Here is an 11,232-nt window from a genome sequence, read left to right as displayed (position 1 = left end):
CGGCCAGAACCACGGCCAGAACCACGGCCAGAACCACGGCCAGAACCACGGCCAGAACCACGGCCAGAACCACGGCCAGAACCACGGCCAGAACCACGGCCAGAACCAGCGTAGGACCCGACCCACCCCGGCCGGCAAGTGCCGGCTGGCCCAGGGGCCACCCGACGGCCGACCGTGACGCACAGCGCCGACCGTGACGCACAGCGAGGCGCCTGCGCGCTCGCCGCCGGTCCGCCGTAGTAGTCCGGCAACCGCCCCGGTCCGCCGTAGTAATCCGGCAACCCGCCGATGGCCCGCCGCAGTGGTGCGCCAAGCGCACCGGCCGGCCTACCTACATCCTCGCTGTCAGGCGAGGATGGTGGCGACCGTGGCCGTGTCTCCTGACGTGTGTGCCTCCAGCAGCGCTGCGAACTGGTCTGCCGGCAGGATGCGGATGCCGAGTTGCTCGGCCTTTTCGGCCTTCGAGCCGGCGCCGTCGCCGACGACGACCAGGTCGGTGCGCTTCGACACGGAGCCGGAGGACTTGCCGCCGAGGCGCTCCACTGCTTCGTTGCCCTCGTCTCGGGTCAGGCCGGGCACCGAGCCGGTCACGACGACCGTCATCGGCGTGCCGTCGGGGCGCAGCAGTGGCAGGGCGGTGGCGCCGGGGGTGTCGGCGGAGCCGGCGGTGGTGTCGGTGGCGGGTGCGGGCAGGTCGGGTTCGGTCATGTTGACGCCGCGGGCGACCAGCTTCTCGATGACCGGGCGCAGGTCGACCAGCTCGGCGGCGATGGTCACGGCGCGTTCCGGGCCGATGCCCTCGACCTGCTGCAGGTCCTCGACGGACGCGTCGAGCAGGGCCTGCATGGTGCCGAAGTGGCGGGCCAGGCGGCGGGACATGGAGCGGCCCGTCATCCGCACGCCGAGGCCGGTCAGCACCCGGGCGAACGGCTGGGCCTTGGACGCCTGGATTCCCGCGACCAGCTTCGTCGCGGAGACGGTGCCCATCCGGTCCAGCCCGGCGACCGTCGGCACGTCGAGGTCATAGAGGTCGGCGGGGTCGGTGACGAGGCCCGCCGCGACGACCATGTCGATGATCTTGCCGCCGAGTCCCTCGATGTCCATCGAGTGGCGGGCGGCGTAATAGGCGAGGGACTCGTGCGCGCCGCAGGCCCGGCCGCGGGTGCAGCGCCAGCGCTTCTGGGTGCGGTCGATCTCGCCGTCGCAGCGGGGGCACAGCGCCGGCGGCTCGAACGGCACCGAGTCCGCCGGGCGCTCGTCGAGCTTGGCGCCGGTGACCTCGGGGATGACGTCGCCGGCGCGCCGGACGAACACGACGTCGCCGGGCCGCACGTTGCGCCGCTCGAGGTCGCCGAAGTTGTGCAGGGTGGCGAACTCCACGACGACCCCGTCGACCAGCACCGGCTCCAGCACCGCGACCGGGGTGATCACGCCGGTCCGGCCGACCTGCACCTTGATCTCCAGCAGCCGGGTCATGCGCGTGTCGGCGGGGAACTTGTAGGCCACGCCCCACCGCGGCGCCCGGCTGGACGAGCCGGCGGCGTCGCGGTCGGCCGGCAGGTCGGCCTTGATGACCGCGCCGTCGATGCCGAACCCGAGCGTGCCCCGGCTCGCGCTCAGCGCGTGCACGGCGGCGAGGATCTCGTCGATGCTGCGGCACACGGGCGTCCCGGCGACGGACCCGCCGGTCGTGGCGACCCCGAGCCGCTCCAGCTCCGCCATCGCCTCGGAGTGCGGGCCGGTGGGCGGCTCGTCGCGGTGCACGGAATAGGCGAAGAACGACAGCGGCGCGTCATAGGTGCGGTCCTGCGCACGCAGCGTGCCCGCGGCGGCGCTGCGCGGGTGCGCGAACGCCGGCTCGCCGGTGCCGGTGCGCATCGTGTTGGCCACCTCGAAGTCGGCCTCGGTCATGAACACCTCGCCGCGGACCTCCAGGGTCAGCGGCTCGGCGAGCCGCTCGGGCAGCCCCGCCGCCCGCCGGGCCTGGCCGGTGACGTCCTCGCCAGCGCGGCCGTCGCCGCGGGTCGCGACCTGCGCCAGGCGGCCGTCGACATATCGCGCGGCGATCGCGAGGCCGTCGATCTTCGGCTCGACCGTGAACCCGGCGGCCTCCCGCCCCAGGATCCTGTCCAGCCGCGCGGCCCATTTGCGCAGCGTGTCCTCGTCGAACACGTTGTCGAGGCTGAGCATCGGGGTGCTGTGCACGACGTCACCGACGACGCCGCCACCGGCGCCGACGACCTCGGTCGGGGACTGCTCGGTCTTCCACTCCGGCCGGGCCGCCTCCGTCGCCGAGATCCGCGCCAGCAGCGCGTCATAGACGGCGTCGTCCATGGCGAGATCGGCGCCGCCGTAATACGAAGCGGCGGCCTGCCGGACCGCGTCGACGGCGGCCTGATACTCCTCGGCGCTCGCGAACGGCTCCGCCCGCGCGGCATCGACAACCAGACCAGCAGCTTCCTGCACCGAGGCTTCCATGGCTGCAGCCTAGTCAGGGGGTACGACAAAAAAGCTGTTACCGTGCGGCGATGCCCGCCTTCATCAAGTCCGTCACGTTCGACAGCGCCGGCGCGCTCGTGCTCGCCCGCTTCTGGGCCGCCGCGCTCGGCACGGACGTCGACGAGGAGTCCACATCGGACAAGGCGTTCGTCGAGGCCGCCGGCTGGGGCGGTCCCAACGTCTGGTTCGCGCGCGTGCCGGAGGGCAAGACCGCCAAGAACAGGATGCACTTCGACCTCAGAGCCCCCGGTACCGTCGCCGACGAGGTGGCCAGGCTGACCGCGCTCGGCGCGACGGTGCTGCACCACGGCGACGACCTGACGGTCATGGCGGACCCCGAGGGCAACGAGTTCTGCGTCGAGTAGCGAAAAAAGGGGTCATCCGAACGGCCATTCCCTGTCCCGGGATGCGGCGTACCGGCGGGAACGGCATATCGTGGCAGCGCTAACATCAACATGGGGGGAGGGCGATGCGTCCAACGAGCCAGGGCCGGGCAGCGGTCATGAACGACGTCGCGCGACTCGCCGGCGTGTCCCACCAGACCGTGTCCAGGGTGCTCAACCAGCACCCGAGCGTCAGCCCGGCCACGCGTGAGCGGGTCCTGGAGGCGGTCCGGCAGCTCAACTACCGGCCCAACGCGATGGCCCGTGGCCTCGCCGGCCGGCGGTCCCGGGTGATCGGTGTCGTCAGCTTCGACACGATCCTCTACGGTCCCGCCTCGACCCTGCTCGGCATCGAGCGCGCCGCCCGCGCCGCGGGGTATGGCGTCAGCATCGTGACCCTGGAGCAGGTCGACCACAGCGGCATGGTGTCCGCCCTCGAAGCGCTCGCCGACCAGTCCGTCGCCGGGGTCGTCGTCATCGCCCCGCAGCAGGCCGCCGCCGCCGCGCTGCACAGCCTCCCGCTCGGCGTCGCCGCCGTCGCCGTCGAGGCCGTCGTCGGCGGTGAGATCCCCGCGATCTCCGTCGACCAGGTCACCGGCGCCCGGCTCGCCGTCCAGCACCTCCTGGGCCTCGGCCACCGCAAGGTCTGGCACCTGTCCGGCCCCCGCGACTGGCTGGAGACCCACGGCCGCATCGAAGGCTGGCGCGGCACCCTCGAGGACGCCGGCCTGCCCGCGCCGCCGCTCATGACCGGTGACTGGTCCGCCCGCTCCGGCTATCAGGCGGGCCTCGAGCTCGCCCGCCGCGACGACGTGACCGCGGTCTTCGCCGGCAACGACCAGATGGCGCTGGGCATGATGCGCGCCTTCCACGAGCACGGCATCCGCGTCCCCGACGACGTCAGCATCGTCGGTTTCGACGACATCCCCGAGGCCGAGTTCCTGTCGCCGCCGCTGACCACGATCCGCCAGGACTTCGACGAGGTCGGCCGCCGCTGCATCGCCGCCCTGCTCCGCGCCATCGAGGCCGACCTCCCCGAGGGCCCCGACCGCCCCGCACCCGACCCCCACGTGGCGCCCACCCTCGTCCTGCGCCGCAGCACGGCCGCACCGAAGAGCTGACCCAGGCGCCAAAACAAAGCGCAAAGACAAGAGCTAGAACAAGGCCAAGAGCCAACGCATGGCTCACGTCCGCCGTGGTTGCGGTGCGTGCTCCCGTCAGCCGCCGGTCGGGCCTTGACGGCCCTCCCTCTCCCGCCGCCGGTAGTGACCGTAGGCCGCGGCCGTCCCGGCCGCGAACACCCGTGATCCGACCGGACGCCCTTGCCGATCATGGATGCGAGGTCGCACCCGGCGGGCAACCCAACCACAGAACGGGGCACCGCGGAGGAGCTGTGTCCGGTATCCGGCAGGAGCGCGGATCGAGCGCACGGCGGGGCGGGAGCTTGTTAGGTTCTGAGGCACGGGGGTCTGATGGTCGGCGTGGCGGCAGGTGCATCCCGATGGGACCACCGCCTCCGCAGCACGGCAGCCGCCGCGCCGGTCATGAGGTCGCGATCGCGGGTGCCCGCCACACCGCGGGCCGCCGGACCGGCGGGAAGCGGGTCAGCAGGCGATCGAGTTGGGCCGAGAGACCGCGCCCTTGAGGGCGTGGGCCAGGTCGGCGACGAAGCGGTCGATCAGGTCGCGGGTCTTGCCGGGCATGCAGACGACGTGGGCGTTGCCGCGGTCGTCAGTCGCGAGGGGCCAGCGGTCCAGGAAGTGCTGGGGCGGGCGGGGGAAGACGACGGTGAAGGCGTGCTCCTGGGCGCGCCACGCGGCCCAGCCGATCCCGTGCAGCTGCCGTTCCGTGTAGCCGGCCAGGTCGCGGGCGGCCACCGCGCGGCCGCGCAGGCCGGGCAGCCCCCAGTAGCGCAGCAGATACCACAGCCACAGCGGCGCGTGACCGGAGCGGGAGCCGGTGATCGTGCTGTCCGGCGCGGCGGTGTAGGTGATGCTGCCCCGGCCGGTGTGCCGGTCGGCGAGGGCGACCACGATGCCGCAGGGAAACGGCGTGGCGAGGAACTTGTGGCCGCTGACGGCGAAGGAGTGCACGCCGTCGGCGAAGGTGAAGCCGGGCCGGGTCAGCGGGTCGCACAGCGCCAGGGGGATGCCGGCGAGGGCGGCGTCGGCGTGGATCCAGCGCTGGGCGGCGTCGACACCGGCGAGAGCCTCGTCGATCAGCAGCACGTCGTCGACGGCCTCGGTCATCGTGGTGCCGATGGTGGCCACGACGATGACACCGGCCCCGCGGCGCCGGCGGCGGTGCTCGGTGACGGCGGCGCGCAGCAGGTCGTAGCGGATCTCGCCGCGTTCGTCGGCGGGGATGAGGTACAGGCGCATGCCGAGCAGCTCGGCGTTCTTGGCGATGCTGTAGTGGGCGGCGGTGGAGGCGAACACGGCCGCGCCCGGTAAGTGCTGCCGGGCCTGCCACAGGGCCCACAGGTTGCTCTCGGTGCTGCCGGTCGTGACGTACCCGTGCCGGTTGTCCAGCGGCGCGTGCACGAGGTCGGCCACGAACTGGACGACCTCGTGCTCGACGACCTTGGTGTGCAGCCGGTACGCGCCGCCCGCCGCGTACGGATGGCCGACGTTGTTGAGCAGCAGCCGGTCGAACCGGGCCACGGCGGTCATGTCGGGCAGGTCGGTCGCGCCCGGGAACCCGAGGTCGTATGCGCCGTGCCCGGTCAGGTCCGCGTGCAGCTGGTCGAGCCGGCCGGCGATCGTCGGGTCCACCGGCAACGGCTCCGCGGAGAAGGGGCCAGCCGGCAACGGCTCCGCGGCGAACGGATCCGCCGGCAGCGTCCCCACGGAGAACGCCCCCGTAGACACCGTAGACACCGGCTCCGCGGCGAACGGACCCGCGGGCAACGGCTCCGCCGCGAACGGGTCCGCCGGCAGCGTCCCCGCGGAGAACGGGTCCGCGGGGACGGGGTCCACGGCGGTCATCGCGGCTGCGACCTGACGTCGATGATCCGGCCGAGCTCGCTCATCCAGCGCCACACGTGATACGTCGGGTCGTGCGGCTCGACCTCGGCGAGCGACGGGTTCCACCGCCACTGCATGCTCGGCACGCCGTAGTGGGCGTTGGTGTCGTCGACGGAGCTCTCCACCGTCAGCCCGTTGAACTGCTTGCGCCCGCCGCGGTCCAGCAGGAGCCGGGTGCCGTCGATGAGGCGGGCGAAGCACCGGCCGGGCAGGTCGAACTCGTTGGCCGCCTGGCGCTGCGCGTCGGACCACAGGCCGTACGGCGTGTCGAGGGTACACACGCCGATGCCGGCGAACACGGCGGCCGACGACATCGGGTCGCACTTGTTGGCCATCATCGTGCGCGGGTCGAAGGCCGGGTCGGCCTGGTAGCCCTCGTGGGCGTGCCGGGCCAGGCCGTAGAGCAGCATCGGCAGCTCGTTGGCCTCGTCGTCGGCGAGGAAGATGCGGGTCGCGGTGCGCAGCTGCTGGAGCACGGGCACGCCGCGCTCCAGGTAGAACAGGGCGATCCCGTGCGGGCTGAGCGGGTCGCGGCGGCGGCGTTCCCACGCGTGGCGGGTGTGCAGCACGGAGAAGCGCCGCAGCCGGGACACGACCTCGCCCCGGAACGCGGCCGTGACGTCGGCCTCGGGGTTGTCGGAGCTCAGGCCGCGGGCCCCTTCGGGCGGCACCGCGCGCAGGTGCCGTGTCTCCTGCTGGTCGTCCTCGTGGAAGTACCGCCGCGGCGGCCGCGGGCCGGGCTCCGCCCCGGGAAAGCCCCGGTCCGACCCGAACGAGCCACGTTCCGATCCGAACGAGCCGCGGTCGGGGCCGGGCGAGCCACGCTCGGGGCCGGGCGAGCCGCGGTCCGGGGCGAAGGAGCCACGCGCGATCCGGTCGCGGGGGGAGTCGGTGCCGGCGGCCGGCGGTGCGACCGCCGGGTCCGTCTCAAACATCGAGGTCCTTCAGCCGGCGGTCCAGGACCCGCAGCGGGTCCGGTCTGCCCCGCCCGACGTCGGCGAGGACCGGCGCCCGCCTCGACCGCAGTGCCAGCGCCCACACCGCTCCGACCAGGACGGTGATCAGCACCGCGGCCGGGATGACCGCCTGCAGGATCGAGTCCGACGCGATGCCCAGCAGCGACGACAGGTTCGCGACGGTGACGAACAGGATGCCCACGCCCGCGATGACGCCGAGGCTCGGCAGCACCGTGCTGACCATGAGGCCTTCGTGGGTGCCGCCGCCGCGCCGGTAGTACCGGATGCTGCCGGCGGAGATGAGCACCAGCATCAGCAGGATGCCGACGGCGCCGGCCGCGGACAGCCAGGTGAACAGCACGGTGATCGGGTCGGCGCCGAGGGCCACGAACAGCCCGACGACCACGAGCGCGGTCGCGCTCTGCAGGATCGACCCGCCGGTCGGGGCGCCCTCGGCCTGGCCGCCGGCGCCGGTGCGGGCCAGCCACGCGGGCAGGACACCCTCGCGGGCCATGCCGAACGCGTACCGGGCGAGCACGTTGTGGAAGGAGAGCATGGCGACGAAGACGCTGGTGATGAGCAGCATCGTGGCGAGGAGGCTGAGGCCGCTGCCGTACCACTCGTCGAGGACGTTGAAGGGCAGCCCGGCCTCCGGGTCGGCGGCCACGGCGGCGATGCGGTCCGCGCCGACGGTCGCCGCGAGGGCCCACGCCGACAGCCCGTAGAACAGCGGCATGAAGATCAGGGCGCCGATGGTGGCGCGGGTGATGCTGCGGCTGTTGCGGACCTCCTCGCTGTAGGCGGGGGCGGTGTCGAAGCCGATGAACGCGGCGATGCCGAGGGCGAGCGCGCCACCGATGCCGGGGGCCCACAGGCCGGTGATGCTGATCGGCTCGGTGGTGATGCTGCCGCCGGCCGGGTGGGCGAACGCGGCGAGGTCGAACAGGGCGATGACGACCAGCTCGACGCAGAGCACGGAGCCGACGACGAACGCCGACAGCGACACGTGCAGCAGCCCGCAGACCGCGACGGCGAGCCAGAGGACGGCGGCCCACACGACCCAGTTGCCGCCGAGCAGCCCGGCGAGGGTGGCGCCGACGAGCCCGTACAGGCTCATCTGGATGCACGAGTAGAAGACCAGGGCGAGGGCGCCGCCGATGATGCCGGCGGTCGGCCCGAAGCCGTGGGCGAGCAGCGCGTATGCGGGGGCGGCGTGCGGCACGTTGCGGGCCATCGACACGTAGCCGACGGCGAGCAGCGCGAGCGCGATGCCGAGCAGCGGGAAGGTCAGCGGCGCGGCGACCATCCCGGTCGTGGCGTAGGTGGCGACGATACCGCCGGCGAGGACCGCCATCGGGGAGCTGGCGCCGATCTGGAAGAGCCAGACGCCGCCGCCGGACATCTGCCGGCGGGTGAGCCCGTACCCCGTCATCGGGCACCGCCGAGAGGGCGCGGTGGCGTGAATTCGGGCCGGGGGGAAGGACGCATCGCGGCGCGTTCTCCGATTCTGAAGTTGAGTTACCTGATCACTACCGCAGCGCAGTGTATAGGCGGAAGTCACGCTGCGACTCCTCGGCCGATCTCATGGATTTACCTAGGTCGTTCGGTCACTAAGGGGTCTCCATGCGTCCTGAGCTGCTCCTCTTTGAACGGACCCACGGGTAACAGCACGCAGAATTTACGGACGCGTAACTTTTTTCGCGACTGGAAGCAGCCGTGCCGACCCCTGGAGTTCCAGGGGCCGGCACGGCGATCGGGATGGTCAGAAGGTCAGGCGGACATAGTCGATGTTGAAACCGCCGGTCTCGCAGAACAGCGTCAACTGCTGGTCGCCGGAGGTCGTGACGGTGACCGGGACGTGCACGGACTGGTACGCGCCCCAGCCGCCGGTGTCCGGCACCGACGCGGTGGCCAGGACGGCCCCGGACGCGTCCCGCAGCGAGATCGCGCCGGGCAGCGGGCCGCCGGTGCCGGTCGCGACGCGCAGCTCGACGTCGTAGGTGCCGGCCGCGACGTCGAGCCGGTAGGCGAGCCAGTTGCCGGCCGCGGTCCAACCGACGTTGCGGCCACCGCTGGCGGCCGGGTTGGTCTCGATGAAGTTCGCGCCGCCGTCGGTCCAGCCGTGCTGCGCCACATACGCCTCGGCCTCGATCTTCTCCCCCACCGGCGCGCCGTGCGGCCGCACGGTGACGTGCACGGTGCGCTCGGCGGCGGCCCGCCCGTCGGTGACGGTGACGGTGAGGTCGAAGCTGCCGGCGACCGTCGGGTGCAGCGTGACGACGCCGGTGGCCGCGTCGACGGTGACGCCGTCGGGCAGGTCCCTCGCGTAGAACGCGAGGGCGTCCCGGTCGGCGTCGGTGGCGTTCAGCCGCACCGTGCCGGTGCTGTACTGGTCGACGGTGACCGCTCCCGGGTCGCGCAGCACGGGCGCGTGGTTGCGGCCGCGGGGCAGGTCGGCGTCCCACCGGAAGGTGGCGTAGGAGCGGCCCGGGACGGTCGCGACGAACGACTTGCCGGCGAGCACCACCCGCACGGTCCGGTCGGCGTCGAGCGCGTTGCCGATGACCGCGACGTAGCCGTCGTGCCGGTCCCGGTAGACGACGTTGCCGATGCCGCCCGCGGTACCGCTGGAGGCGACCCGCACGTGCGCCGGCGTCAGGTACCGGCTGAACTGCCCGAGCTGGTAGAGCTCGTCGCGGACCGTGAAGGTGCGGGTGGTGGTGTCGACCTTGACCAGGCGGTCCGGCCATTTCCTGGTGCGGGCGACCTCGTCCCAGTCGACGTTGTTGTCGCGGGCGGGCGTCCAGTGCAGGGTGCCGCCGTCCTGGTCGGTCGCCTGCGCCCACATGACGTAGGACGACGCGTCGAGGCGGAAGTCGGCGAGGACCGTGGCCGGTGACAGGTCACTGGTCTCGGTGAGGTGCACGGGCTTGCCGGTCTGCTCGTAGGCGTCGCGCATGACCGACGGGTCGCCCCAGTACGGGTGGAAGGCGATCGCGTCGGCGGCGCGGGCGGCGGCCGGGTCGTTCAGGACGCGGTAGTAGTTCTTGGTGGCGGTGCTGTTGGGGTCGCGCCAGTCGTAGAAGTTGAAGTCGTGGATGTACAGGTCGACGTCGAGCCGCGCCTTGCGCAGTTCCCGGTCGATGGCGACGGACAGCTTCTGCTGCTGCTCGACGCTGATGTCCATGGCCGGGTAGACGACGTCCATGCCGGGCTCGTTGAGCAGCGTCAGGGCGTCGACGCGGATGCCGAGCCGCGCGTACGCCTGGACGTACTTGACGTAGTACCGGGCGAACACGTCGATGCGGTCGTCGCGCAGCTTGCCGACCTGGTAGTACTCGCTGGTGCTGCCGGGTTTGAGGGCGACCTCGCCGAGGAACTTGTTGTTCGTCTTCATCCAGGCCGGCGCGCTCCACGCCGAGGCGAGGAACGTCGCGTCCGGGTTGTACTTCTGGATGAGCTTGATCGTGTCGACGATGTGCAGGTCGATGTCGCGCTGGATGCTGAAGTACCGCAGCTCGGGGTCCTCGGTGACGCCGGCGGGCAGGTCGTCGTAGGACCAGAACGGCAGGTGCTCGATGAGGTCGGGGCTGCCGATGGTGAGCCGGAAGCGGTCCAGGCCGGCGCCGGTGCGCGGGTCGACGAGCAGCCGGACGGCGCGGTCGCGTTCGGCGGGGGTGAGCTTCCACAGGTTCGACACGGTGGTCTCGTCGATGGAGAAGCCGATGCCGGTGTACGACTGCCGGGTCCGGGACGGGTCGACGACGACGGTCGCGTCGGCCGGTCCGCTCGCGCCGTTGCCGACGCGGACGCTCGGCAGTGCCTGCCAGTGGGCGGCGCCGGTCGAGTACGTGCCCGTGACGAGGGCGCCGTGGCCGGCCGACGCGGCGGTCGGGACCGCCAGGGTGCCGGCGGTGACCAGCGCGACGGTCGCCACGGAGATGGATCGCCTCACAAGGCCTCCAGGGGTTGGTGGTGCGGCGCCGCCGCAAGCGGCGCCGCACCTGACTGGGGTTACGGGCCGCTGACCAGGTACGTGACCTGGTTGCCGCTGTTGACGGTCCCGCCGGTGTTGTTGATGACCCGCGAGATGGTGCCGGTGCCACCGAGCGACACCGTGACCATGTTGTGGAACCTGACGTTGGGCTGGACCGGCACCTCGAAGGAGTGGCCGAGCACCATGCTGGGGTTGGTGGAGAAGTAGCAGTAGCTGCCGAGGCCCCAGGCTTCGTGGCTGGTGACGTTGGCGCCGACCTTGTAGGCGGCCCAGCCTTGTGCGCCGCCGCCGCTGGACCAGGAGGCCTGGTTGGGCACGTCGTAGGGGATTTCGTTCTGGTAGAAGTAGGTGCGGCCGCCGTTGCCGTTCCA

7 protein-coding genes and 1 pseudogene are annotated in these 11,232 nt (G+C 72.2%); 2 read left to right on the top strand and 6 right to left on the bottom strand.

Going from position 1 to position 11,232, the window contains the following annotated elements:
* Positions 1-345: 345 nt before the first annotated feature.
* Positions 346-2,478, bottom strand: coding sequence for an NAD-dependent DNA ligase LigA (ligA, locus tag ACZ6TV_RS54835; RefSeq protein WP_465309652.1), 2,133 nt, complete (start codon positions 2,476-2,478; stop codon positions 346-348).
* A 50-nt stretch (positions 2,479-2,528) separates the two neighbouring features.
* On the opposite strand from ligA, the gene ACZ6TV_RS54830 reads away from it, so the two are divergent.
* Together ACZ6TV_RS54830 and ACZ6TV_RS54825 are read left to right on the top strand one after the other, a co-directional pair.
* Positions 2,529-2,864: a VOC family protein gene (locus ACZ6TV_RS54830; protein ID WP_465309650.1), complete on the top strand. Its 336-nt coding sequence runs from the start codon at positions 2,529-2,531 to the stop codon at positions 2,862-2,864.
* 137 nt (positions 2,865-3,001) lie between these two features.
* Positions 3,002-4,003 carry a LacI family DNA-binding transcriptional regulator gene (locus ACZ6TV_RS54825; RefSeq protein ID WP_465309648.1) on the top strand — a complete coding sequence of 334 codons (1,002 nt, stop codon included), beginning with the start codon at positions 3,002-3,004 and terminating at the stop codon, positions 4,001-4,003.
* A gap of 483 nt (positions 4,004-4,486) precedes the next feature.
* Here ACZ6TV_RS54825 and ACZ6TV_RS54820 read toward each other — a convergent pair whose 3' ends face one another.
* From ACZ6TV_RS54820 to ACZ6TV_RS54800, 5 genes and pseudogenes are all read right to left on the bottom strand, one after another.
* A complete protein-coding gene (locus ACZ6TV_RS54820; RefSeq protein WP_465309646.1) occupies positions 4,487-5,869 on the bottom strand; it encodes a pyridoxal-dependent decarboxylase in 1,383 nt (460 codons plus the stop codon).
* Positions 5,866-6,843, bottom strand: coding sequence for a hypothetical protein (locus ACZ6TV_RS54815; protein ID WP_465309644.1), 978 nt, complete (start codon positions 6,841-6,843; stop codon positions 5,866-5,868). The genes ACZ6TV_RS54820 and ACZ6TV_RS54815 overlap by 4 nt, the downstream gene beginning before the upstream one ends.
* Entirely contained in the window at positions 6,836-8,296 is a 1,461-nt protein-coding gene (locus tag ACZ6TV_RS54810) for an APC family permease (protein WP_465309642.1), read from the bottom strand. The genes ACZ6TV_RS54815 and ACZ6TV_RS54810 overlap by 8 nt, the downstream gene beginning before the upstream one ends.
* Positions 8,297-8,626: 330 nt before the next feature.
* On the bottom strand, positions 8,627-10,819 hold the full coding sequence (locus tag ACZ6TV_RS54805; RefSeq protein ID WP_465309640.1) for a carbohydrate-binding protein: 2,193 nt from the start codon (positions 10,817-10,819) through the stop codon (positions 8,627-8,629).
* A 59-nt stretch (positions 10,820-10,878) separates the two neighbouring features.
* Positions 10,879-11,232 (bottom strand): annotated as a pseudogene (locus ACZ6TV_RS54800) (coagulation factor 5/8 type domain-containing protein); the annotation flags it as partial.

The sequence above is a fragment of the Dactylosporangium sp. NPDC051087 genome (genome assembly GCF_055586325.1).
This window is presented reverse-complemented; position numbering and strand designations above follow the sequence as displayed.

Excerpts from the sequence above, each read along its gene's own strand:
- ligA (WP_465309652.1), bottom strand. The coding sequence starts at position 2,478 with ATGGAAGCCTCGGTGCAGGAAGCTGCTGGTCTGGTTGTCGATGCCGCG.
- ACZ6TV_RS54830 (WP_465309650.1), top strand. The coding sequence starts at position 2,529 with ATGCCCGCCTTCATCAAGTCCGTCACGTTCGACAGCGCCGGCGCGCTC.
- ACZ6TV_RS54825 (WP_465309648.1), top strand. The coding sequence starts at position 3,002 with ATGAACGACGTCGCGCGACTCGCCGGCGTGTCCCACCAGACCGTGTCC.
- ACZ6TV_RS54820 (WP_465309646.1), bottom strand. The coding sequence starts at position 5,869 with ATGACCGCCGTGGACCCCGTCCCCGCGGACCCGTTCTCCGCGGGGACG.
- ACZ6TV_RS54815 (WP_465309644.1), bottom strand. The coding sequence starts at position 6,843 with ATGTTTGAGACGGACCCGGCGGTCGCACCGCCGGCCGCCGGCACCGAC.
- ACZ6TV_RS54810 (WP_465309642.1), bottom strand. The coding sequence starts at position 8,296 with ATGACGGGGTACGGGCTCACCCGCCGGCAGATGTCCGGCGGCGGCGTC.